The 24,408-nt window shown below is 31.4% G+C and carries 19 protein-coding genes; 9 read left to right on the top strand and 10 right to left on the bottom strand.

The genetic code is table 11. From position 1 onward, the window contains the following. Window positions 1–38: 38 nt before the first annotated feature. The 5 genes from WNY60_RS11915 to uvrA all read right to left on the bottom strand — a co-directional run bounded on the left by WNY60_RS11915 (window position 39) and on the right by uvrA (window position 10,280). The gene (locus tag WNY60_RS11915) at window positions 39–2,450 is read right to left on the bottom strand and encodes a thiamine pyrophosphate-dependent enzyme (protein WP_342862517.1); all 2,412 of its coding nucleotides are present in this window, start codon (window positions 2,448–2,450) and stop codon (window positions 39–41) included. Window positions 2,451–2,603: 153 nt separating this feature from the next. Then, window positions 2,604–5,432 (bottom strand): metalloprotease, encoded by a 2,829-nt coding sequence (locus WNY60_RS11910; protein WP_342862516.1) that lies wholly within the window; start codon window positions 5,430–5,432, stop codon window positions 2,604–2,606. Next, window positions 5,429–6,694, bottom strand: coding sequence for a T9SS type A sorting domain-containing protein (locus WNY60_RS11905; RefSeq protein ID WP_342862515.1), 1,266 nt, complete (start codon window positions 6,692–6,694; stop codon window positions 5,429–5,431). The genes WNY60_RS11910 and WNY60_RS11905 overlap by 4 nt, the downstream gene beginning before the upstream one ends. A gap of 8 nt (window positions 6,695–6,702) precedes the next feature. Next, on the bottom strand, window positions 6,703–7,392 hold the full coding sequence (locus WNY60_RS11900; protein WP_028282990.1) for a TIGR00730 family Rossman fold protein: 690 nt from the start codon (window positions 7,390–7,392) through the stop codon (window positions 6,703–6,705). A gap of 56 nt (window positions 7,393–7,448) precedes the next feature. Beyond that, the gene (gene uvrA / locus WNY60_RS11895; protein WP_028282991.1) at window positions 7,449–10,280 is read right to left on the bottom strand and encodes an excinuclease ABC subunit UvrA; all 2,832 of its coding nucleotides are present in this window, start codon (window positions 10,278–10,280) and stop codon (window positions 7,449–7,451) included. A gap of 129 nt (window positions 10,281–10,409) precedes the next feature. Here uvrA and WNY60_RS11890 point away from each other — a divergent pair, with 129 nt between their 5' ends. Further along, the gene (locus WNY60_RS11890) at window positions 10,410–10,934 is read left to right on the top strand and encodes a hypothetical protein (RefSeq protein WP_028282992.1); all 525 of its coding nucleotides are present in this window, start codon (window positions 10,410–10,412) and stop codon (window positions 10,932–10,934) included. Between the two features lie 78 nt (window positions 10,935–11,012). Here the strand turns inward: WNY60_RS11890 and WNY60_RS11885 are convergent, their stop codons facing one another. The 3 genes from WNY60_RS11885 to WNY60_RS11875 are packed head-to-tail and all read right to left on the bottom strand — an operon-like array spanning window position 11,013 to window position 14,041. Continuing rightward, a complete protein-coding gene (locus WNY60_RS11885; RefSeq protein ID WP_342862514.1) occupies window positions 11,013–11,726 on the bottom strand; it encodes a hypothetical protein in 714 nt (237 codons plus the stop codon). Between the two features lie 39 nt (window positions 11,727–11,765). Beyond that, window positions 11,766–13,445 (bottom strand): gamma-glutamyltransferase, encoded by a 1,680-nt coding sequence (gene ggt, locus WNY60_RS11880; protein WP_342862513.1) that lies wholly within the window; start codon window positions 13,443–13,445, stop codon window positions 11,766–11,768. Further along, window positions 13,442–14,041 carry an acyl carrier protein phosphodiesterase gene (locus WNY60_RS11875; protein WP_342862512.1) on the bottom strand — a complete coding sequence of 200 codons (600 nt, stop codon included), beginning with the start codon at window positions 14,039–14,041 and terminating at the stop codon, window positions 13,442–13,444. The genes ggt and WNY60_RS11875 overlap by 4 nt, the downstream gene beginning before the upstream one ends. Before the next feature lie 40 nt (window positions 14,042–14,081). On the opposite strand from WNY60_RS11875, the gene WNY60_RS11870 reads away from it, so the two are divergent. Genes WNY60_RS11870 through WNY60_RS11860 form a run of 3 tightly spaced genes read left to right on the top strand, consistent with a single transcriptional unit; the run spans window position 14,082 to window position 18,063 of the window. Continuing rightward, window positions 14,082–15,152 carry an acyltransferase gene (locus WNY60_RS11870; protein ID WP_342862511.1) on the top strand — a complete coding sequence of 357 codons (1,071 nt, stop codon included), beginning with the start codon at window positions 14,082–14,084 and terminating at the stop codon, window positions 15,150–15,152. Next, window positions 15,149–16,537, top strand: coding sequence for a phosphoglucosamine mutase (gene glmM, locus WNY60_RS11865; RefSeq protein WP_342862510.1), 1,389 nt, complete (start codon window positions 15,149–15,151; stop codon window positions 16,535–16,537). The genes WNY60_RS11870 and glmM overlap by 4 nt, the downstream gene beginning before the upstream one ends. A gap of 26 nt (window positions 16,538–16,563) precedes the next feature. Beyond that, the gene (locus WNY60_RS11860) at window positions 16,564–18,063 is read left to right on the top strand and encodes an aminotransferase class V-fold PLP-dependent enzyme (protein WP_342862509.1); all 1,500 of its coding nucleotides are present in this window, start codon (window positions 16,564–16,566) and stop codon (window positions 18,061–18,063) included. An 86-nt stretch (window positions 18,064–18,149) separates the two neighbouring features. Here WNY60_RS11860 and WNY60_RS11855 read toward each other — a convergent pair whose 3' ends face one another. Beyond that, entirely contained in the window at window positions 18,150–19,040 is an 891-nt protein-coding gene (locus tag WNY60_RS11855) for a lysophospholipid acyltransferase family protein (protein WP_342862508.1), read from the bottom strand. Window positions 19,041–19,103: 63 nt separating this feature from the next. Here WNY60_RS11855 and WNY60_RS11850 point away from each other — a divergent pair, with 63 nt between their 5' ends. Further along, window positions 19,104–19,739: a rhomboid family intramembrane serine protease gene (locus WNY60_RS11850; RefSeq protein ID WP_145001277.1), complete on the top strand. Its 636-nt coding sequence runs from the start codon at window positions 19,104–19,106 to the stop codon at window positions 19,737–19,739. Here the strand turns inward: WNY60_RS11850 and WNY60_RS11845 are convergent. After that, window positions 19,736–20,248, bottom strand: a complete 513-nt coding sequence (locus WNY60_RS11845) for a TlpA disulfide reductase family protein (protein WP_342862507.1) — start codon at window positions 20,246–20,248, stop codon at window positions 19,736–19,738. The genes WNY60_RS11850 and WNY60_RS11845 overlap by 4 nt on opposite strands. 64 nt (window positions 20,249–20,312) lie before the next feature. Here WNY60_RS11845 and mnmE point away from each other — a divergent pair, with 64 nt between their 5' ends. From mnmE to WNY60_RS11825, 4 genes are all read left to right on the top strand, one after another. Then, complete coding sequence (gene mnmE / locus WNY60_RS11840) at window positions 20,313–21,704, top strand: tRNA uridine-5-carboxymethylaminomethyl(34) synthesis GTPase MnmE (RefSeq protein WP_342862506.1); 1,392 nt, start codon at window positions 20,313–20,315, stop codon at window positions 21,702–21,704. A gap of 255 nt (window positions 21,705–21,959) precedes the next feature. Further along, window positions 21,960–22,319 carry a helix-turn-helix domain-containing protein gene (locus WNY60_RS11835; RefSeq protein WP_342862504.1) on the top strand — a complete coding sequence of 120 codons (360 nt, stop codon included), beginning with the start codon at window positions 21,960–21,962 and terminating at the stop codon, window positions 22,317–22,319. Between the two features lie 9 nt (window positions 22,320–22,328). Then, entirely contained in the window at window positions 22,329–23,480 is a 1,152-nt protein-coding gene (locus WNY60_RS11830) for a site-specific integrase (protein WP_342862503.1), read from the top strand. Next, entirely contained in the window at window positions 23,458–24,402 is a 945-nt protein-coding gene (locus WNY60_RS11825) for a hypothetical protein (protein ID WP_342862502.1), read from the top strand. The genes WNY60_RS11830 and WNY60_RS11825 overlap by 23 nt, the downstream gene beginning before the upstream one ends. Window positions 24,403–24,408: the final 6 nt, after the last annotated feature.

Raw genomic sequence — 24,408 nt, 5'->3', positions numbered from 1 at the left:
AGATGAGCTTTTTTATTTAGTATATAGCGTTTGACCAATTATCTTAACTTAGGAAAACGACTAGGATTAGACTCGTGCATAACCGCGTAAACTGCTTCAAAAACATCTTCTGTTGAAGGTTTAGAGAAGTAATCTCCATCTGTACCATAAGCTGGTCTATGTGGTTTAGCAGCTAATGTTTTAGGTTGGCTATCTAAATGCTTATATGCATTTTGAGTGTTAATTATTTGATCTAATATATATGCGGATGCTCCACCAGGAACGTCCTCATCTATAACCATTAAGCGGTTGGTCTTTTTGACACTGTTTACAATGTCGTGATTAATATCAAAAGGTAGTAAAGATTGTATGTCAATAATTTCTGCATCAATACCAACTTCAGCTAGTTCTTTGCCAGCTTGTTGAACAATTCTTAAAGTTGATCCATAAGATATTAAAGTAATATCTGCACCTTCCTTGATAGTTTCAACAACTCCAATAGGTGTTGTAAACTCTCCAATATTAGTTGGTAATTTCTCTTTTAATCTATAACCGTTAAGACACTCTACAATTAAGGCAGGCTCGTCACTTTTTAAAAGTGTATTGTAAAAACCTGCAGCTTTGGTCATGTCTCTTGGTACCAATACATGAATCCCTCTAACTAGATTTAAAACGCCACCCATTTGCGAACCTGAATGCCAAATACCTTCTAGTCTATGTCCACGAGTACGAATAATTAATGGTGCTTTTTGACGACCTTTTGTTCTGTAACGCAAGGTTGCTAAATCATCGCTAATTATTTGTAAAGCATATAGTATATAATCTAAATACTGAATTTCGGCAATTGGACGTAAACCACGCATAGCCATACCAATACCTTGGCCTAAAATGGTCGCTTCTCTAATACCAACATCAGCAACGCGTAATTCGCCATATTTTTCTTGTAAACCTTCTAATCCTTGATTAACATCTCCAATGTTACCAGCATCTTCTCCAAATACTAAAGTTTCAGGATATGTATTAAAGATAGCATCAAAGTTTTCTCTTAAAATAACACGTCCATCAACATCTTCAGTTTTACTGTCATAAGTTGGTTTAATTTCTTTTATATGAATCGCAGAAGTTGAACTTTCGTTATGTAAATCAGAACTATACAAGGGTTGTACCTTGGTAAAAAAGGTGTCAATCCAGTCTAATAATTGTTGTTTTTCTGAAGAATTTTCAGCAATAACATAACGCAACGCTTTTCTAGCAGCAGATACAGAGTCTTTTCTGTTAGGCTCTCCAATAGCACTTAAATCGTTTGCAATTTTTTCAATAAACACTTTATTAGAACTAGCGTTAGCAACATTTTTTAATAGCGCTACTAAATCTTCTTTTTCTGTCAAAGCAGGTTTTAAATAATTAGTCCATGCAGCTTTTTTAGCATCTCTAACTTGCTTTTTAATGTTTTTTTCAATGGTTTGTAATTCTTCGTCAGTTGCAATGTTGTTTTCTATTAACCAAGCACGCATTTTAAGATTACAATCGTTATTAGCTTCCCACTCTAAACGGTCTTTATCTTTGTAACGCTCATGCGATCCTGAGGTCGAGTGACCTTGTGGTTGTGTAAGCTCGTTAACATGAATTAAAACAGGTACGTGTTCTTCTCTTGCTATTTTTGCAGCTTCTTCATAGGTCGCTATTAAATTAGCATAATCCCAACCTTTAACTCTTAGGATTTCATAACCATTATTGTCTTTATCACGTTGAAATCCTTTTAAGATTTCAGAAATATTTTCTTTTGTTGTTTGGTGTCTTGCATGTACAGAGATTCCGTATTCATCATCCCAAACGCTTATTACCATTGGTACTTGTAATACACCAGCAGCATTAATAGTTTCAAAAAACAAACCTTCACTTGTACTTGCGTTTCCTATAGTTCCCCAAGCAATTTCATTACCATTTACAGAAAAATTGGTCGTATCAATACCTTTAACATTTCTGTAAATTTTTGATGCTTGCGCTAAACCTAATAATCTTGGCATTTGACCTGCTGTAGGTGAGATGTCAGAACTTGAGTTTTTTTGCTGAGTTAGATTTTTCCAATTTCCGTTTTCATCCACACTATGCGTTGCAAAATGTCCACCCATTTGTCTTCCTGCAGACATAGGTTCTTGCGATAAATCTGTATTGGCATATAATCCAGCAAAAAACTGCTGAATTGTTAGCTCTCCAATAGCCATCATAAAGGTTTGATCACGATAGTAACCTGATCTAAAATCTCCGTTTTGAAAAGCTTTAGCCATAGCTAATTGAGGGACTTCTTTACCGTCACCAAATATTCCAAATTTAGCTTTTCCGGTTAACACTTCACGACGTCCTAATAGACTACATTCACGACTGGTTACAGCGATGTGGTAATCTTTAAGAACTTCAGTTTTAAAATCTTCAAAAGACAAGTCTTTTTTATTGTTAACTTTTGTTTGCATGTGTAAGGAATTATTTGAAACAAATTTAATCAAAAATTGTCGGTTTAGCAATATCAAAAAATCTTAAAATAATGTGAATTATTCAATAATTAAGCCTTAAGTAGGGTTATTTAATAAATTAATCGCAAAAAAGACTAATCTGCTAAGAATTTATTAATACCAACGTCTAGTAAATAGACCTAATAAAGTTTTTGGAGATAGGGTAACTATAAACCTAATTTTTTCGTCATAATTAGGTTGTCCTATTTCCCAACCTAAATTAGAGTAGACCGGAAAGTATAGCTCAAAATAATCTTCGACAAGATTTAATCTAATACCAGAATCATAAACAAATTCTGGACTAAAATTTTGATTTTTTATAACTCCAGCATCACCATAAAGCATAATATATCTCCAAAGTGTTGCGCTTGTGTTAACGGTTGTCATCCATTGGTTAGCAAAAGGCTGAGATAGTTTAGATTTAAATCCACCTTCGGCTATTATAATTTGTTGACTTAATACTCCAGTTTGTTCGCTTCTACCTAAATAATTATAGTCAAATAAATAGTCTGTAGGTCTGTCTAAAGCAAAACTAAAAAAGTCAGAATCTTGATACGTATCATTGTATAAAAACAAACCAGAAAAAACACGTAAATTAAATTGTTTATTACGTTCGTTTAGGTTTCTAAACTCTAACGTAGCCGATATTTTACCAAAGTTTTTAGCCACTTGTAAATCTGTAAATAAAGACGCGTAGTCTTTTAAATTATTGTCTACAAGACCATATTTAGCATTAAAGACAGAATATTTTGGCTCTCCATCTGTTTCAAATTCTCCTGTTGGATCTACCTCTCTATTTATATTTACATATCTAAAAGATAAAAACTCACGTTTATTGTCCCTTAAATCTTTATGGTTTCTAAAATTATAATCAATAAAAGGTGTAAAAGAGGTATAGCTTAGGTTTGGTGCATAATTGTAATAATTACCAGATAATCCATAGCGTGTTCTAAAATTGTCTGTACCTTCTGGTCTAGCATTATAAATTAAGGAGGCACTACCAACAACTTGATTACTTTTAAATCCATATTTAGGACTTAATTTGTATAGAAAGCGCTTACTTAAAAGGGTCTTATTGTATAGTTTTAAACCAGGAGATAGTCCATCATAGAAATTATAGTCAAACTCTGGCATAAAAAAGACTTGGTTATAGTTTGGGTCTTCAATGTCTTTAAATAATCTAAATTGTAAAGGTTTATTGGTTAGAAAAAAGCCATTTAACTTTTTAAAATTGTTACGTTGGTTAAATTCTGGTATGACATTATCATAGTTTAACGCTAATTGGTCCACGTCTTTATTTGCTATTGTAATGGTTTTATTACCATTAAAACCATCAATCCAAAATTTGGAGGTAATACTATCGTTTTCTAAAGTAAAAAGCGAAACAGGCATTTTATTATCCCTAAGGTTTTTAAGAGTAATTTTAATGGAGTCTTCTGATTTTTTTATCTTTTTGATTTTAAAATCTATCTTTTTACTTGTGCTAACATAGTCTTCAAAAAACCAATCAATATTTTTAGGCGTTTTAGATCTAATTATAGTTTCAAAATCTGCTGGTGTTGTGCGTTTTAATTTAGATTGTTTAACAAAATCACTTAAAGTTTTAGAGACTATAGAGTCACCTATGTAATCATCCAAGTAATTTAATCCAATTGCTGCTTTGTATTTGTTAGAAATATTTTTATTGAATTTTAATAACGAGTCCTTAGCCATACCAATAGGTTGGTCAATATTTGTACGTGCCATGTGCATGTATAAAAATGAATATTGGTCGTTAAAATTTAAGTCTGCTGCATGAAACGATCTTACTCCCCAAACATTAGCTAGTTTTCCTAATATTTTTTGGTTAGGATAAAAATTTTCGACGTATTTCATTAAATAATACACCTGAATACCATCTAGTAACCACTGTTCTTTTCTTGGGTTTATTAACAAAGTGTTTTCTAAATATACCTTTAATGTGGTTTTAAGTAATTTTAATTCATATTGAAACGTATCCTCAAAAGGTCTTACAAAGTCAGGAAGTAAATTAAGACCATAAATAGGGTCTTTTTTGTAATCAATCCAAGTTAATAATACTTTTTCATGTGGATAATCACCTAGGTTTTTGGTAATAAATTGTGCAACTCGATCGGATGCTAATGCCACTTCAGTAGGTTCTAGACTTTCAGTATCAATATTTGATTCAATATTAAAAAAATCTGTTTCAACTGTTTTGTAATCGTTGTTTTGTACTAGTGATAATTTAGAGTTTATTCTATTTTCACCTTTAAATGTAGTGGTTGTAACAGTTCCAACTTTATTATTTAGAATATTTAATTCAGATACTGGCGTAAAATTATTTGGATAGGTAAGTTTAAGGGTAATATTTGCAGGTTCTACAAATAAATCCTCTAAATCTTTATTACTGTAGTAATGCCAAGATCCATCAAACACAGCAGGCGTAATGTACCAAAAGCGTAGGTTGTAATCCCCAAAGTCAGTGACACCATATCTTGTAAATTTATTATGAGGTATTTGAACAATGTAGGTAAGTGTAATATTATAAGATTGATTGGGTTGTAAAGGTGTGTTAAGAGCTACCTTAATAACATCTGGGTGTTTAGCTAAACGTTCAAAAAAAGTAGTTTGATTAGATTGTTTAATACTAGTTAATGCAGTAAAACCACGATCTTCATTATTTGCAAAATGAAATGTTGTTTTAAACTCATCTGCAAAACGCTCGGCAAGTGGAGTTGTTTTCGAAGAATAGCTATGACTCCAATCGTTTAAATAGATGGTGTCTAAAACCGTATTACTATTGTTTTTATATTGTATACTTTGCGTTACGTTTATGCTATTTTTTTTAGTATCAAAAACAGCCTCAATGTCAATAGTATTTTGGCTTAAAGCCGAAATACTAAATAGTATAAAACAAATAAAAATATAATAGTTTAGCTTCAATTGACTTTTACAAACTTTAAAGGTTGAACATTAATATTGTTAAGTGAAATGTAATATATTCCGTTTGATAAATACGAAATATCAACGTTAATAGTTTTGTCGTTTGTATAAATTGTTTTTACAACTTGACCTAACGTGTTGTAAATCTTTAAGTTATTGTCTTTTTTAAGCGATGCGTTAATTTTTAAATTTAATAAACTTGAAACCATATTGGATCCAATAATCTCGAAAACCGGTTTTTTAACTACCACATCAGGTATGTTTAAAAAGTTTTGATTGGTTTCAATATTTAAAGTAACGGGAAGATGGTCGCTAAAATTGTGTAAAGACTCTCTAATACTTTCTGAAAACAAAATACCAGAACAATCGTTACTATTTATTGCGCTATTCCAGCAATTTGGGTTGTTATTGTTACCATATACTTGATAACTATTTGGCGTAAATTGTAATTCCGGATTATTAGTCAAAGAGGTACTAGTTAGTATAAAGTCAAACCTGTCATCAAAACCTCCTGTAGTACCACCAAGTCCTGTTGCTGTCCTTGTAGATTGTGTAAAAACATCTAAATAACTTTGGTTATTGTGCCAACTACCCATCCTGTTTGCTGGATCTATAAAGGTAATATTGTTTGTAGGATTGATAAACTCTTGAAAAGCAGGTTCGGAATTTGTGTACACATTAAAATCTCCTGCTAATAAAAAATAATCATTACTTGAAAAAGTGGATAAGTAAGTTGTTAAATCCTGAGCCATTTGAAAACGTAATTGCTGATTTGTAGTACCACTTGATGCTTTTAAGTGACACACTATCACGTTTAAATATATTGGGTCTGTGTCTTGAGTTAGTGTGTTTAACTTTAATTGGTAATGATTAAAGTCTCTGTAAATTGTAGTGACTTGATTTTGTCCTTCCAAACTAAATTTTGTGCTATCAAAATAGATTAAGTTTTGTAAGTCATTTTGGTCTCCTAAGTTATTATCGCTTGAGTTAAGTGTAAAGTTTGCCATTTGATAATTAACATTAATGCTTTGTTGCATCATGTTTAAAATAGCATTTGCTCCAGAGCTATTATTAAGCTCGCAAACCATAAAAAGATCTGGTTGGTAATTGGATAATATAATATCTAGCTCGTCTAAGCGATCACTTGCAGGTTCTTGAAGCGGAAAATTTAATAAATTATAAAACATAGTTTTAAAGGTGTCTTGTGCATAGACACCTGAAAAACTAAGTAGTATTAATAAGTATAATGTTTTTTTTATCATTAATTGTTTTAGAAATTAGGGCTTAATCCATAATCTTTGTAGAAGCTATCTAAAATATCTACAACTTCTTCTGCTGTATCTACTAAATGTATTAAATCTAAGTCACCTTCGCTAATATTTGCGAAACTATCTAAAAGTGTGGTTTTAACCCATCCCATTAAACCTTCCCAAAAGTCAGTACCTACAAGTATAATTGGGAATTTTTCGATTTTATTAGTTTGTATTAAAGTTATCGCTTCAAATAATTCGTCTAAAGTTCCAAATCCTCCTGGCATTACGACAAAACCTTGGCTATATTTTACAAACATTACTTTTCTAACAAAAAAGTAGTCAAAATTGATGTTCTTGTCAGAATCTATATATGGATTATCATGTTGTTCAAAAGGTAATTCTATGTTTAAACCAACAGATGTACCTCCTGCTAAATGGGCACCTTTATTACCAGCTTCCATAATACCAGGTCCACCACCTGTAATAACACCATAACCAGCATCAACAATTTTTGACGCAACATTTTCTGCTAACTTATAATACTTGTGGTCTGGTTTAGTACGTGCAGAACCAAAAATTGAAACAGAAGGTCCTATGGCACTCATCTTTTCAAATCCATTAACAAATTCTCCCATGATTTTAAAAATCGCCCAAGAATCATTTGTTTTTTTCTCATTCCAACCTTTTGGATGTTTTTCTTCTCTCATTATATAACTGTTTATTTTCTATTAATTATTTATTGTAAAAGTAACCATTGGGATTACTATTTTAATTCTTTCTTTAAAAATTTAGCTGTATAGCTTTTTTTATGTTTTGCAACCACTTCTGGAGTGCCTTCTACGACGACTTGTCCACCACCTTTGCCACCTTCGTAACCAATATCAATTATATGATCAACGGTTTTGATGACATCTAAATTATGTTCTATAATTAAGACAGTGTTTCCTTTATTTGCTAATTTATTTAAAACAATCATTAACACTCTAATGTCTTCAAAATGTAAGCCTGTAGTGGGTTCGTCTAAAATATAAAAGGTATTACCAGTATCACGTTTACTTAACTCGGTTGCTAATTTTATACGTTGAGCTTCTCCACCGGAAAGCGTTGTGCTTTGTTGTCCTAAGGTAATGTAACCTAATCCAACATCCTTAATTGTTTTTAGTTTTTTATGAATTTTAGGAATGTTTTCAAAAAAGTCAACACCTTCGTTTATAGTCATGTCTAAAACATCACTAATACTTTTTCCTTTATATCTAATCTCTAATGTTTCGCGATTAAAACGTTTACCTTGACAGGTTTCACATTCTACATACACATCAGGTAAAAAATTCATTTCAATAACACGTAAGCCACCACCTTTACAGGTTTCGCAACGTCCTCCAGCAACATTAAAACTGAATCGTCCAGGTTTATAGCCACGTATCATGGCTTCTGGTATTTTAGCAAAAAGGCTACGGATTTCGTCAAAAGTTTTGGTGTAAGTTGCAGGATTACTTCTTGGTGTACGACCAATAGGAGACTGATTAATGTCTATAACCTTATCTATATGCTCTAAACCTTTAATGCTTTTATATGGCATTGGTTTTTTAACACCATTAAAGTAGTGTGCATTTAAAATAGGGTAGAGTGTCTCGTTAATTAATGTAGATTTTCCGCTACCAGAGACACCTGTAACACCAATCATTTTACCTAAAGGAAATTTTACAGACACATTTTTTAGATTATTACCTGTACAGCCTTTAAGCTCTAGGAAGTGACCATTACCTTCGCGTCGTTTTTTAGGTATTTCGATTTCTCTTTTACCATTCAAATATTCTGCAGTAAGTGTTTTTTCTTTTAATAACTGTTTAGGAGTCCCTTGACTAATAATTTCTCCTCCATGTTTACCAGCTCTAGGTCCAATATCAATAACATGATCTGCACGTTCTATCATATCCTTATCATGTTCTACCACAATAACGGAGTTACCAATGTCACGCAAAGACACAAGGCTATTAATTAATTTTTCGTTATCACGTTGGTGTAGCCCAATACTAGGTTCGTCCAAAATGTAAAGTACACCAACCAATTGCGATCCAATTTGTGTGGCTAATCTAATACGTTGTGCTTCTCCACCAGATAACGATTTTGAGCTTCGGTTTAAAGACAAATAGTCCAAACCAACGTCTAATAAAAACTGAAGCCTAGCATTAATTTCTTTTATAATTTCTTCAGCAATTTTGACTTGCTTTTTGGATAAAAATTCGGGTAATTGTTTAAACCAAATGGCTAAATCACTAATGTCTTGATTAGCTAATTCAGCAATATTTTTACCGTTTACTTTAAAGTATAATGATTCTTTTTTTAGTCTAGCACCTTGACAAACTGGACACTCTATTTTGTCCATATAGTCTTTAGCCCAACGTTTTAAAGAGGTTGACTCAGCATTTTTGTATTGATTTTCGATAAAGTTAGCAACACCTTCAAAGTCTATTTTATAGTCTCTAGTAATTCCTAAAGTTTTACTTTCTACCGAAAATTTTTCATTACCACCAAACATAATAATTTGTTTAGCTTCTTCTGGTATTGATTTATATGGATCGCTTAATTTAAAATTATAGCGTTCTGCAATGGTTTCAAATTGTTTAAAAATCCAACTCTTTTTTTCTGGACCATGAGGTGCCAGAGCACCTGTTTTTATGGATAACGTATCGTCAGGAACAATCTTTTTTTCGTTAACTTGATACAGAGTTCCGATTCCATTACAATTATCGCAAGCACCTTTAGGCGAGTTAAATGAAAAATTGTTGGGTTCTGGATTTGGGTAAGAAACGCCAGAAGTTGGACACATTAAGCTACGACTAAAATAACGAGCCTCTTGTGTGTCTTGGTCAATAATCATTAATACATCATCACCATGGTACATGGCAGTATTAATACTTTCGGTTAAACGTTTGTCATTATCAACACCATCATCAATTTTAAGTCTATCAATTACAATCTCAATATCGTGGTTTTTGTAACGATCCAACTTCATACCTTTAACCAAATCCTTGATTTCGCCATCAGTACGTACTTTTACAAAGCCTTGTTTAGCAATTTGCTCAAATAACTCGCGATAATGTCCTTTTCTAGAACGTACTACAGGAGCTAAAATATTTATACGTTTGCCTTTATAGCTTGAGGTAATTAACTCTTTAATCTGCTCATCGCTATAGCTCACCATCTTTTCACCAGTATTATAGCTGTAGGCATCACTACCTCTTGCATATAATAAACGTAAAAAGTCATAAATCTCTGTAATAGTACCAACGGTTGACCTTGGAGATTTACTGGTTGTTTTTTGCTCAATAGCAATTACAGGAGATAAACCATCAATTTTATCAACATCAGGACGCTCTAAACCACCTAAAAATTGTCTTGCATAAGCAGAAAATGTTTCGATATAACGACGTTGTCCTTCAGCATATATGGTGTCAAATGCTAATGACGATTTACCACTACCAGATAAACCAGTAATAACCACTAGTTTTTCGCGAGGAATGGTCACATCAATATTTTTAAGGTTATGTGCTCTAGCACCTTTAACCTCAATGTTTTCTTCAAAATTACTCATAGCATTTAAGTGTTTTTGTCCAGAAATAGACAAAGCTGTAAAGATACGCATTTTGTAATTCTTTTAGAAATACAGTTTGTTAGGATTTTATTAATTATCACTATTTTTGAAATTATAAAAATTACGATAATGGAAATATTAGGAATAGGCTCTAGAATTAACCATCCAGAACACGGAAAAGGAGTGGTAACTAACCTTGATAGTAAACACTATTGGGTTACTTTTATTGAAAATGGATTAGAAACCATTGCGTTAAATGATGATTTTGAAGTTATTGAAGCTGCAGAAAACGAGGTGGATACTATTAGTCTTTTTGATGTAGAAAGTAGCTTGGTTAGAATACTTAAAAAATATAGCGATGTCTCGGAAATTGTGCCAATTGGAGACAAGTGGAAAGGAGGCATCTTAGAGTTAAAACCAGCCGACAGTAATTTAAAAAGTAAAGCAATAAAAATTGAAGACTTTTTTCATAAAATTACTATGGTTAGAGACCGATTGAGAGTTATGGAACAAAAAGTTAACTCTAGTAATCTAGAACCATCTGAAAAAGTAGATTTACAACAGTATATTACACGTATATATGGAAGTTTAACCACTTTTAATGTGTTATTTAAATCCAAAGAACAGCAATTTGTTGGGCAAAAAAGTAAGTAGTAAAACTTGCTTTTAATTTTAATAAGCAGTATTTTGACATTTAGTTTAAAACTAACTAATGCTAAAATACTGCTTATTTTATTTTGTGCCTTTTACGTCACCCATATCAAAACTAAAAAAGAATAATTGGTGGTTGGTTGGTAACTTAGCATTAGACTCGGTTTTTTTCCAGTCACTCCAAGAGGCTTCTAAACCTCCAATAGGTAAAATGTCTACCCACATTTTAAATTTTGTAGGCTTATAATTGTCATCTAAAATCCATAAATAAGAATCTCCAGGAGTAGTGCCTCCTTTAGAATATGTAACCAATAAAGCATCTTTACCATTATGTTTTACAATGCTTCTAGACGTACCTTGGTCAAACACTTTATAAGGTGCAACTAACCAAAAGGAATCGTTGTTAAAGTAATTTGTTGCTATTTGGATAAGCTCTTTTTTATCAGAGGAATTAATTTCCTGTTTATTTACAAAAACTTTACTTATAGACGGATTATTAAGGTTTAATATAACCTTGTTTTTTTTCCAATAGACTTCGCAGCTATTATTTTTTTTATCCCATTTGTAGTGGTGTTTACGTCTAAATGTCCATTCTAAATTATTAGTAGCCTTGTAAGCATCGGTATTTAAAGAAATAAGCATTTTATGAGCTAAAATATCTGCTTTTTTAGTTTGATTACCAATAGGTAAATCTTCGTTATATTTAAAGTAAACAAACCCAAAAAACAGTAAACTAGGTAATGTAAAAAAGATGATTACTCCAGTTATTATTTTTAATGTTTTTTTTAATTTCATTAAGTAAAAATTATTTTGTTTTAAAATTTGGTTTAGTGTTTAAAATCCAATAGCAGTGTCATCACCACGTTTATCTGCACCACCTTCTAATTGACCATTATCTAAAACTAAGATGCCATCTACTTTACCAATCACATCAGCATTTTTCTCTGTAATAGTATAGCCTTTTTGATGTAATTGATTAACTAGGTCTTTAGAAAAAGAGTTTGGTTCCATTCTAATTTGGTCAGGTAACCATTGATGATGAAATCTTGGTGCATTAACAGCTTCTTGCATGGTCATATCATATTCATGCACGTTTAATATAGTTTGCAATACTGATGTTATTATTGTGGATCCACCAGGAGTCCCTAAAGTCATGTATAGTTTGTCGTTTTTTTCTACAATCGTTGGCGTCATGGAGCTAAGCATGCGTTTTTCTGGTAAGATACTATTAGCTTCTGCACCAATTAATCCATATACATTTGGTACACCTGGTTTGCTAGAAAAGTCGTCCATCTCGTTATTAAAGAAAAAGCCTAATTCTGAACTATATAACTTTGAGCCATAACCAGAATTTAAGGTGGTTGTTACTGCTATAGCATTACCAAATTGATCGACAATAGAATAGTGCGTGGTTTCATCACTTTCAATAATGTCAACTTTTCCATGAGAAATAGTACTTGAAGGTGTCGCTTTATCAAAGGAGAAGTTAGCCATTCTGTTTTTTAGGTAATCATCACTTAACAATTGGTTATGAGGTATTGTAACAAAATCAGGATCACCTAAATAAAAACTACGGTCTGCGTAAGCACGTCGCTCGGCTTCGGTTATAACCTGAATACTTTTAAGGCTATTATGCCCAAATTCATCTAAATCAAAATCTTCAATTTGCTTTAATATTTGAGCTAAACAGATACCACCACTTGAAGGAGGTGACATGGATATAATGTTTAAATTATCATATTCAAATGTTATAGGTTTACGCCATATGGCTTGATAACTTGCTAAGTCTTCAACCGTTATTACGCCACCATTAGCTTGAATAAAGCTTGCTAATTTTTTAGCGGTTTGACCTTTATAAAATTCGTCACGACCATTTAGCATTATGGCTTCCAAGGTTTTTGCTAAGTTTGGTTGTTTAATTGTGTCTTTAGCAATCCAATTTTTTGTAAATAATATTTCGCTTTTATTGACTGCTAAGAAAGCTTCTTTTTTTTCTTCTAATACAGCTTGATCTTTTTGTGAGACCACAAAACCACGATTTGCTAAATCAATGACAGGCTGCATAATGTCTTGTATAGGTAAAGAACCAAATTTTTCGTGCACTTCAAATAATCCTGCGATTGTGCCAGGAACTCCAACAGCAAGTCCACCTTGAGTACTTAGATTAGGGATAATATTTCCTAAACTGTCTAAATACATATTTTTGGTTGCTAGCTTTGGTGCCTTTTCGCGATAATCTAATGCGCCAATGCTACCATCCTCCAATCGATAAACCATAAAACCACCACCACCAATATTGCCTGCATAAGGGTAGCAAACAGCTAAGGCTAAATCTGTTGCTATCATAGCGTCAAAGACGTTTCCGCCTTGTTTTAAAATAGCAGTTCCAATTTTAGATGCTTCTTCTCGTGCAGAAACAACCATAGCCTGTTTGGTAATTAACCCACGTTTGTTGTTGTTTTTGCAACTAAAAAAAGTAATACAAATTACAAAAAGTAATGCTAAATTTTTCATTGGTCCTTAGTTTGTAATGTCTCTAATGTTTGTTTGGTAAAAGTGATAAGCTCATCAAAAAAGCTAGTAAATTCTGTTTCAAATTCACTATAAAATTCTTCTAATTCATTGACAGCTAAATTCATTTTAGAACGGTTTTTAGTACGTCTATTCATGCCTTCCAATACTTTTGTTATTCCTTCAATGGATGCATAGCTTAGCAACCAATTGTCTGCTAAAAGGTGAGGCATCATTTTTTGAATTCGGGAAGGTAAGATTTCAAAATTATTTTCAAGCGTATCGTAAAAGTCATCCACATAGTCTGCTAAAGGCACTTCTGAGTATTTTGACCAGTTTTTTGCTAAATAGTGGTCGTATAAAATATCGACTATCACACCAGAATAATGTCCATAATTTTTGTGTAGTCGTTTGGTGCTTTTTCTTACTGTGGGATGTGCATCAGTAAAAGTGTCGATTTGTCTATGTAATAAAATGCCAATTTGGATGTCTTGTGGGTAGTCTTTATATTTTTTTCCTCTTATACCATCTGCTATAAAGTTACCAATGGTAATCATTTTGTCGTTTCCGGAAAGATAAATGTGTGCTAGAAAATTCATCTTATAAATATATGTATTTTTACCCTGTAAATTTTATAATTTGAAGCGATTACCCAATTTAGATGTATTACGGTTTGTATTAGCCACATTGGTTGTGTTTTTTCATTTACCACAATTATGTCGTAATCAAGGACTTCCATACTTTTTGGATGCACCTATATTTAATCGAGGAGTAGAAGCAGTATATATGTTTTTTGTATTAAGTGGTTTTTTAATAATTAAAACTATTTATAGTAGTAAACAGCGCGATGCTTTTTCTATACGTAAATTTTACGTGCGTCGTGTATTACGGATATTTCCGTTGTATTATTTGGTTGTTATTTTTGGGTTTGTGTTTTATTGGATTATTCTTCCAAAATTAGAAATTCCGTATACAAATAATTACCCATTATGGGATGGTCTATTATTATCTACGTTTTTTTTACCAAATATTTTTGCCAAGCTTTACATGCCTGGAGGTATATTGGAGGTGTTGTGGTCTATTGGTATTGAGGAGCAATTTTATATTATAGTTGCTCCAGCTTTATTTTTGGTAAATAAAAATAGGGTTTTACAATTTTTAATAGGACTAACTGGTTTGTACTTTTTAATATTTCATTTAAGCCTTTTTAGTTTTCTTAAAAGTTTTAATATGGTATTTTTCTTTTTGTTTTTTGGCGGAATTGTAGCAGTTTTAGAAGAAAAAAAGCAGCTTCAGTTTTTTAAAAAGAATAAGATTTACCCAATAATAATAGTCGTTTTGGTATTGTTGTATTTTGTAACAGATATATTTCATTCAACAGACACTTATATATTTAACCTAATAACTATGGTGTTATTTGGGATGTTTATCCACACGATATCGCATAATAATCTAGGTGTTAACATTCAAAATAAAGCACTTAATTACTTGGGTCAAATATCTTATGGATTATATATGTTTCATGTAATCGCATTAAACGCTGTAGTTTTCTTATTTTTGAAGCTACAAATAGATACAATTTTTAATGACTGGTTAACAATAGTTTTAATTTATATGTTAACTTTTGCATTTACTTTTATAATGGCACATCTGTCTTATAAATATTTTGAAACCTATTTTTTAAAATTAAAAAACAAATTTAGAGAATGACACTTATAAAATCTATATCAGGAATTAGAGGGACAATTGGAGGATCAGTTGGTGATAATTTAACACCAATAGATGCAGTAAAATTTGCATCAGCTTATGGTACTTGGCTAAAACAACAACGCGACAAAACCGATTATAAAGTAGTTGTTGGTCGTGACGCACGTTTATCTGGAGACATGATTCAAAACTTGGTAATGAATACATTAGTAGGATTAGGTATTCAAGTTGTGGACTTAGGTTTATCAACAACACCAACAGTTGAGATTGCTGTGCCAATGGAACATGCAGATGGTGGGATAATATTGACTGCCAGTCATAATCCAAAACAATGGAATGCTTTAAAATTATTAAATGCTAAAGGTGAATTTTTAGATGGTGCAGAAGGACAGAAAATTTTAGAGATTGCAGAGTCTGATAGCATGACATTTGCTGAAGTAGATGATTTAGGAGCGATTACTAAAAATGATGCTTATATAGACATACATATTGATGAGGTTTTAGAATTGGAATATGTAAACCAAAAAGCAATAGAAAACGCAAATTTTAAAGTAGTTGTTGATGGTGTAAATAGTACAGGAGGAATTGCAATACCTTTATTGTTGGAGCGTTTAGGTGTTGAGGCAGTAAAATTATATTGTGATCCAACAGGTCATTTTTCGCATAATCCAGAACCTTTAAAAGAGCATTTAGGAGATTTATCTAACGAAGTTAAAAAGCATAATGCCGATTTTGGAATTGTTGTCGATCCAGATGTTGATCGCTTAGCTTTTATGGATGAAAATGGCGAAATGTTTGGCGAAGAGTACACTTTAGTTGCATGTGCTGACTGGGTTTTAAGTCAAAATCCAGGTAATACGGTAAGCAACATGAGCTCAACCAGAGCATTGCGAGATGTGACTGAAAAACATGGAGGTACATACGAGGCTTCTGCAGTTGGAGAGGTTAATGTAGTTACTTTAATGAAAAAAAATAACTCAGTTATTGGAGGAGAAGGTAATGGCGGAATTATATATCCAGAATCACATTATGGACGTGATGCATTAGTTGGTGTTGCTTTATTTTTAAGTTTGTTAGCCGAAAGAAAATTAAGTGTTAGTGAACTTAGAAAAACATACACAAGCTATTTTATGAGTAAGAAAAAAATAGAATTAACGCCAACTTTGGATGTTGATGCTATTTTAAAAGCAATGGAAGATAAATATAGCAATGAAAATTTAACAACCATTGATGGTGTTAAAATAGACTTTGCAGAAAGTTGGGCACACTTACGAAAAAGTAACACAGAGCCAATAATTAGAATTTACACAGAAGCTAAAAGCCAAACAGAAGCAGATAGTCTAGCAGATAAAATTATTTCAGAAATCAAGGAAATTGCTAATATTTAGTATTTTTATTTAACAAGTAGTTAGTTATGCACGTTACAAAAGCCCAAAGAACAGAGAAATCAGAATTAGAAGCTTATTTTTCTAAATTCAGACAGCATATTGTAGGTATAAATCAAGAGTTTGAATCGCCTTATGGATTACAAAAAATGGTCTATACAGATTGGACAGCTTCTGGACGTTTATATAGACCAATTGAAGATAAACTATTAAATCAATTTGGACCTTTTGTAGCCAATACACATACCGAAACTACTGTGTCTGGAACAGCTATGACAAACGCTTATCATAAAGCTAGGCAAATTATTAAAGGACATGTTAATACTAATGCAGACGACGTTTTAATTGTAGCAGGAAACGGAATGACAAGTGTAGTCAATAAGTTTCAGCGTATATTAGGATTAAAAATTCCAGAAAACTTAAAAAGATTTACAACTATTCCTGACGAGATTCGTCCAGTGGTATTTGTAACACATATGGAGCATCACTCTAACCACACATCTTGGTTAGAAACTATGGCTAAAGTGGAGGTTATTCCTGCAGGAGAAGATGGTTTATTTAGCTTGAGCAATCTTGAAATATTATTAGAACAATATAAAGATTGTCCACTTAAAATAGCTTCAGTAATAGGAGGAAGTAATGTCACAGGTATTGAGACGCCTTACCATCAAATTGCAAGATTAATGCATAAAAATGGAGGTGTATGCTTTGTGGATTTTGCATGTTCTGCACCTTACGTAAATATTAATATGCATCCAGCAGATGAAGACGAAGCTTTAGATGCTATATTCTTTTCGCCTCACAAATTTTTAGGAGGTCCTGGCACTTCTGGTGTTTTAGTTTTTAATAAAAAACTATATAAAAATATGATACCTGATTGTCCAGGAGGAGGTACTGTTAGTTGGACAAATCCTTGGGGAGAACATAAATATATTGACAATATAGAAGATCGAGAAGATGGTGGTACTCCAGGTTTTTTACAAACTATAAAGACTGCTTTGGCTATAAAGTTAAAGGAGCAAATGGGAGTAAAAAATATGTTAGATAGAGAACATGAGTTGCTAAACCAAGTATTTTCTAACTTGGATCATGTAGATAATATTAAAATATTAGCAGGAGATCAAAAAAAACGATTAGGAGTGGTTTCCTTTTATATTGATAATTTACATTTTAATTTAGGCGTAAAATTATTAAACGACAAATTCGGAATTCAAACACGTGGTGGTTGTAGTTGTGCAGGTACTTATGGTCATTATTTATTACATGTAGACCAAGAGCAATCACATAGTTTGGTTAATGAGATATCATTAGGTGATTTAATTCGTAAACCAGGTTGGATACGCATGTCAATACATCCAACAACAACCTGTAATGAAATAGATTATGTGTGCGAAAGTTTAATAGCTTTAGCAGAAAACCATGAAGAATGGGCTAAAGATTATGAATACAATAAAGCAAATAACGAGTTTATCCATAAAACGTTTGTACCTAAAAACGATGTAAGAGTCAATGATTGGTTTCAGCTGTAATTAAAAAAACGAATTAGATTTACTAAAATTAATCAGTTTGTTGGATAAAAAAACACTCACAACTTTAAAAATTGTGAGTGTTTTTTTTATTTAAAATCCTCAGGAGTTTTATCACGATGTTTCCATCGTTTATGTGTCCATAAATAATATTGAGGAGCTTCGTGTATTTGTTTTTCTACTAATTTAAAAAAAGCATCAGTAATCTCATAGTCTTTAAAGTCGTTTGGGTTTTCAGCTAGAGTTGTAAAAGTGGTTTGGTAGTAACCTCTTTTAATTCGTTTTACAGCAAAATATACAACAGCCATATCCAATTGCTTAGCTAAAAGTTCGGCTCCTGTATGAGCAGGTACATTAATACCCATAAATTCTAACCAATGGTGAGCTTTCCAAGGTTTTGGGCTTTGGTCAGATACAAAACCATTAATAGTTAATTCACCATTATTTTTAGCACGTAGTAAGGTGCTAAAGGTTTCTTTTGTGGTAATTAAATGAGAATTATATTTGGCTCTAATACGTTTAACTAGTTTGTCAAAATATTTATTTTCTAACTTTTTATATACTGCATAACCTTTGTGGTTTACATGGTTTTGTAATATAAAAATCCATTCCCAACTTCCATAGTGTGCACACATTAACACAATACTTTTATTGGATTTACTGTATTGATTAACTTCTTCAATGTTAGGAAAAGTCATACGTTTCATCATTTGTTTTTCTGTAATAGTTAAAGACTTTATAGCCTCTACAACCATATCACATAGATGATGATAGAATTTTTTTCTTATGTCTTTAATTTCGTCCTCAGACTTATCAGGGAAAACTAGGTTTAAATTCTCTTTAACCGTTTTTTTTCTATAGCCAATGATGTAATAGATTAAAAAATATAAACCATCAGAAAATGCATATAAAAGCCTAAACGGAAGTATAGAAATTAACCATAAAAAAGGATAAATTAAAATATAAGCTAATAATTGCATGAATACTTGTTAATTTTGCGAGAGCAAATATATGCTATATTTGATATAAAGTTAAACTAGACAATGGGTAATTTAAATTTAATAACTATAATAATAATTGCAGCTAATGTTATTATCTCTTACAAAGGGTTTGAAGATTATAGTTTTTTTGAAAAATATAAATTTAATGTTGGTGCTATAAAAAGAGGAGAACAGTTTAGAATATTTAGTTCTGGATTTTTACATGTTAATCCGCAGCATTTGTTGTTTAACATGATTACGCTTTATTTTTTTGCTTGGTTGGTCATTGCTAGGATTGGCGAAACTAAATTTATAATCATCTATTTAGTTAGTTTAGTAGCAGGAAGTTTACTGTCTTTGGTGTTTAATAAGGATAATTACCATTACAGTGCAGTTGGTGCTAGTGGAGCAGTAATGGGTGTTATTTATTCTGCTATTTTGTTTGATCCTTGGATGGAAATTAATTTTATAATTCCAGGTTGGGTTTTTGGTATAGGATATTTATTGTATTCTATTTACGGAATGAAAAAACAGATAGGTAACATTGGTCACGATGCCCATTTTGGAGGTGCTGTAGGAGGTTACGTTACAACGCTTATTATTGCACCTTGGTTGTTACAAACGGACTTAACAATGGTGTTGGTTTTAGCCATACCAATTGTAGTATTATTTGTTATGCAAAAATTAGGTAAAATTTAGTTAGTTAAAATTTCTGCAATCTTATCCTCTAAAGCTTTTCCGCGTAAGTTTTTAGCAATAATTTTACCATCACCATCTAAAATGTATGTTGCAGGAATAGATCTTACACCATATGCTACAGCGATTGGTTCTTGCCATCCCTCTAAACTAGAGACGTGTTTCCAAGTTAATTGGTCTTGTGTAATTGCTTTTAACCAACGGTCTTCTTGTCCTTTTTTATCTAGAGATATTCCAACAATTTCTAAACCTTTGTCGTGGTATTGATTATACATACTAACTACATTTGGGTTTTCGCGTCTGCAAGGACCACACCAGCTAGCCCAAAAATCCAATACAATTACTTTAGCGTCAACATCATTTAAAGATAGGTCTTTGCCTTCAGGCGTTTTGGATGTAAATGTTGGAGCATAATCACCAATTTCGGTACCAAAAACAAGTGGTTTTGAAGGTTCTTGTTTACAAGAAAAACTTAATGTTGCAACTAGTAAAAGTAGTATGTATGGTTTCATGATTTAAATATTTCTTACAAATATAAAATATAAAAATTGAATATTTTATGTCTATTTTTGCATTATGATTTATAACGATACAATTGTAGCATTAGCAACCGCTTCAGGCGCAGGAGCAGTAGCCATTATTAGATTATCTGGTAAGGATGCTATAGCTATTGCAGACCGCTGTTTTGAGTCTGTAAAAAGTAATAAAACACTTTTAAACCAAAAAACACATACCATACATTTAGGACATATTGTTGATGACAAGCGTACTATAGATCAAGTTTTGGTTTCTGTTTTTAAAAATCCAAACTCGTATACAGGTGAAGACGTTGTAGAGGTGTCGTGTCATGGTTCTATTTATATTCAGCAAGAAATTATTCAATTGTTTTTAAGAAATGGTTGTAGAATGGCTAATGCTGGAGAGTTTACTTTACGTTCATTTTTAAATGGGAAATTAGATTTAAGTCAAGCAGAAGCTGTGGCAGATTTAATTTCTAGTGATAATGAAGCGTCACATCAAATTGCGATGCAACAAATGCGTGGTGGTTTTTCTAGCGAAATTGCTAAATTAAGAGCAGAATTAATGAATTTTGCTTCGTTAATAGAATTAGAATTAGATTTTGCAGAAGAAGATGTGGAATTTGCAGATCGTACGCAGTTTCAGGCTTTAGTTGAAAAAATCACCTTTGTTTTAAAACGATTGATAGACAGTTTTGCTGTAGGAAATGTTATTAAAAACGGAATTCCTGTTGCTATTGTAGGAGAACCAAATGTAGGAAAGTCAACCCTTTTAAATGCGCTTTTAAATGAAGAAAGAGCAATTGTAAGCGATATTGCTGGTACAACAAGGGATACTATTGAAGACGAGTTAGTTATTGATGGTATAGGCTTTAGGTTTATTGATACTGCAGGAATTAGAGAAACTAAGGATGTGGTTGAAAGTATTGGAATAAAGAAAACCTTTGAAAAAATGGAACAAGCCCAAGTGGTTGTGCTCCTTTTTTCTGCAGAAGAGTTTAAAACAGAAAGTAAACGACTAAAGGTAGAAATCGAAAAAATTAAAAATAGATTTCCATTGAAGCCACTTTTGATTATTGCCAATAAAGTTGATACTTTAAATTCGGAAGAATTAGATAGACTAAAGCTTCAGATTGAAAATGTCCATTTACTATCCGCAAAATCTGGTCTTGGAGTAGAGGAGTTAAAAGCAAAACTGATTGGTTTTGTAAACACAGGAGCCCTTCGTAATAACGAAACAATTGTTACTAATACAAGGCACTATGACTCATTATTAAAAGCTTTTGAAGAAATACAGAAAGTAAAATATGGTTTAGAGTCTGGTTTGTCGGGTGATTTATTGGCAATAGATATTAGACAAGCCTTGTACCATTTTGGCGAAATTACTGGTGAAATCACTAGTGATGATTTACTAGGTAATATTTTTGCTAATTTCTGTATTGGCAAATAAATGGCTAAAAAATACTAAAACAAAATAAACTAATATACAGTAAATCAGCATTTTACAATTTTTCATTTAGACTATATTTTAATATATTTTATTAATTTATAGTCTTTTTTGTACCTATTTTGTACCTCGTTTAGTCTTTTTATTTATATTTGAACCATAGGGCGAAATGATGGCACCTAATTACACCTAATTACTCTTAATGCATCTTAAATACCCTTAATGATACAAAAAAAATAGGAGAAATTAATAGTTATAATGAGTTCAAATATTCGAATTAATAGAGTTTGTGAAAATTGCAAAACACCTTTTGTTGCAAAGACTACTGTTACAAGATTTTGTGGAGGTAATTGTGCTAAAATTGCTTATAAAAAGCGAAAAAGAAACACCAAGGTAAAAAAGTCTAACACTGAGACTGTAAAGATTAAATTAGAACCATTAGAGATTATTCAGGTAAAGGATTACTTAACCGTAAAAGAAACCTCTGCGCTTTTAAATATTTCTAAAAGGTCGACCTATCGTTTAATAAATGAAGGACAACTTAAAGCTTCTAATTTGTCTGAAAGATTGATCCGTGTAAAACGATCTGAAATAGAGAGACTATTAACTACGTTATAAAATATTTTAATGGTAAACATAACTGTTCGTAAAAAGAAACTTGCTAATAATATGTATAGTTTGTATCTAGATTATTGGCCTGCTATAACTAATCCTAAAACAGGAAAAGATACAAGACGTGAATTTTTGAAATTACAGGTTTTTGGAGCGCCAAAAGATGCAGCACAAAAAAAACATAATAAAGAAACTATTGAGTTTGCTGAAATAATACGAGCAAAACGACTAATTCAGTTTAGAGACAAAGAGTATGGTTTTAAAGAGAACGTTAATCTTAGCGTTAATTTTATAGCTTTTTACGAAACGATAATTGAGGAGAAAATGAATGCTACAAGTCATTCAAATTATCTAGCATGGAAAGCGTCATTAAAGTATTTAAAAACATTTTTTGGTCAAAAAATTCACACGCATCAATTAAACGATGGTCATCTTGTTAAATACCGAAACTTTTTATTATCAACCAATAACCTTAGAGTTAATGATGGTAGCAAGCTAACAATTAATACTGCATCTACGTATTTTAAACATTTTATAGCTGTTTTAAAAAAGGCATATAAAAGAAATTTGATATTAACGGATTTAGCAGATAATGCAGAATATATAAAAGAAGAGCAAACGCATCGTGAATATCTAACAGAGCAGGAACTTGATAAGTTATGGAAAACGGATATTAAAATAGAAAAGATCAAGCATATGGCATTTTTTGCAGCTTTGACTGGTTTTCGTTTTTCGGATATTATAAACTTAAAATGGGAATTTGTGTATAATGACAAACATCAAGGTTATTATATTCAACTAAAAGAGCAAAAAACAGGTAATATCAATAATCATCCAATATCTAAAAAAGCATATAGTTTATTAAAAGCTCAAGGTGTAGGTAAGGGTAATATTTTTAAAGATATAAAATACACGCAAGTTACTAGACCACTTAAGCAATGGATCACAGACTCAGGTATAACTAAAAAAATATCGTTCCATAATTTTAGACATAGTTATGCAACGCTTCAATTAGCAAACGGAACAGATATATACACGGTATCAAAATTACTAGGTCACAAAAATGTATCAACAACACAGATATACACTAAAGTGATGGACAAAAATAAAATAAAAGCAGCAAATAGAATTAACTTAAATTTAGATGGATTACTTACAGATATATAAAGTACAATTTGATAAGACTTGGTTGGAAATCAAAAACCAAACAATTAAAGAGCTAAAATTAGCAAAAAGAAATAAAAAGAATTTTAATAAAGTTTATAATAGTCTATTAAAAACATTAAATGAAGAATCTGAGCAAATGTATAACCAATTTGAAAGTGACGGTTATAATAGGTGTATAGTTTTATTTCAGGGTAGATATTCAGAATATGAAAACGATTTATATAAAGATGAAATTATTGAATTGTCTTTAATGAATGAAGTGAAAAGTGAGTTTGAAACATTAAGCGGTAATGATTATAAATCATTTATTCAAAAAGTATCCAAACTTATGTCTTTAAATGAAATAAAAAATCATTTTAAAAATTACAGTAATTACTATGAGTTAATTTATGATCTAGATTATTATAAATATTTTCATGCTAAAAATTTTGAAAGAATAAGTTTTGAAAGCTCAAAGGAATATAAAGAGATGGTTAAGATTAAATACCCTAATAATTTTAACCAACCAACTGGTTTTGATGTTATCGATCCATCAATAAATATATCTGAAACATTTATAGGTAATGTAAACGTTAATAACAAGGGTTTAAGTACAAGAGATTCAATTCAAAATGAATTTAGCCTTAAAGAGAGAGCTATTTTGATTCACTTATTAAAATATAGGTTTAAGGAACTAAAATTAACAGAAATTATCAAGGTAATACTAATTATAGGAGCTACAGATCAGTTTGAGATATTTGAAGTTAAAAGTGCAAGTAATAGTTACTTGTATAAACAGGCGCATAAAGGATATTCTGTATTTAAGAGTAAAGAGTTAAGATCAAAGATTAGTGAATTAGGAGTGAAATTAAAAAATCATGGCCTACAAGAAATTGAAGCAGAATTAAAAATTGATTTTTCTAATCATTTAAATAAAAAATAATAAAGA

Source organism: Olleya sp. AS48, assembly GCF_038900355.1.
GTDB lineage: Bacteria > Bacteroidota > Bacteroidia > Flavobacteriales > Flavobacteriaceae > Olleya.
This window is presented reverse-complemented; position numbering and strand designations above follow the sequence as displayed.

Bases quoted from the DNA above. Each gene is read 5' to 3' on its own strand.
- WNY60_RS11915 (WP_342862517.1), bottom strand. From the start codon at position 2,450: ATGCAAACAAAAGTTAACAATAAAAAAGACTTGTCTTTTGAAGATTTT.
- WNY60_RS11905 (WP_342862515.1), bottom strand. From the start codon at position 6,694: ATGATAAAAAAAACATTATACTTATTAATACTACTTAGTTTTTCAGGT.
- WNY60_RS11900 (WP_028282990.1), bottom strand. From the start codon at position 7,392: ATGAGAGAAGAAAAACATCCAAAAGGTTGGAATGAGAAAAAAACAAAT.
- uvrA (WP_028282991.1), bottom strand. From the start codon at position 10,280: ATGAGTAATTTTGAAGAAAACATTGAGGTTAAAGGTGCTAGAGCACAT.
- WNY60_RS11890 (WP_028282992.1), top strand. From the start codon at position 10,410: ATGGAAATATTAGGAATAGGCTCTAGAATTAACCATCCAGAACACGGA.
- WNY60_RS11885 (WP_342862514.1), bottom strand. From the start codon at position 11,726: ATGAAATTAAAAAAAACATTAAAAATAATAACTGGAGTAATCATCTTT.
- ggt (WP_342862513.1), bottom strand. From the start codon at position 13,445: ATGAAAAATTTAGCATTACTTTTTGTAATTTGTATTACTTTTTTTAGT.
- WNY60_RS11875 (WP_342862512.1), bottom strand. From the start codon at position 14,041: ATGAATTTTCTAGCACACATTTATCTTTCCGGAAACGACAAAATGATT.
- glmM (WP_342862510.1), top strand. From the start codon at position 15,149: ATGACACTTATAAAATCTATATCAGGAATTAGAGGGACAATTGGAGGA.
- WNY60_RS11860 (WP_342862509.1), top strand. From the start codon at position 16,564: ATGCACGTTACAAAAGCCCAAAGAACAGAGAAATCAGAATTAGAAGCT.
- WNY60_RS11855 (WP_342862508.1), bottom strand. From the start codon at position 19,040: ATGCAATTATTAGCTTATATTTTAATTTATCCTTTTTTATGGTTAATT.
- WNY60_RS11850 (WP_145001277.1), top strand. From the start codon at position 19,104: ATGGGTAATTTAAATTTAATAACTATAATAATAATTGCAGCTAATGTT.
- WNY60_RS11845 (WP_342862507.1), bottom strand. From the start codon at position 20,248: ATGAAACCATACATACTACTTTTACTAGTTGCAACATTAAGTTTTTCT.
- mnmE (WP_342862506.1), top strand. From the start codon at position 20,313: ATGATTTATAACGATACAATTGTAGCATTAGCAACCGCTTCAGGCGCA.
- WNY60_RS11835 (WP_342862504.1), top strand. From the start codon at position 21,960: ATGAGTTCAAATATTCGAATTAATAGAGTTTGTGAAAATTGCAAAACA.
- WNY60_RS11830 (WP_342862503.1), top strand. From the start codon at position 22,329: ATGGTAAACATAACTGTTCGTAAAAAGAAACTTGCTAATAATATGTAT.
- WNY60_RS11825 (WP_342862502.1), top strand. From the start codon at position 23,458: ATGGATTACTTACAGATATATAAAGTACAATTTGATAAGACTTGGTTG.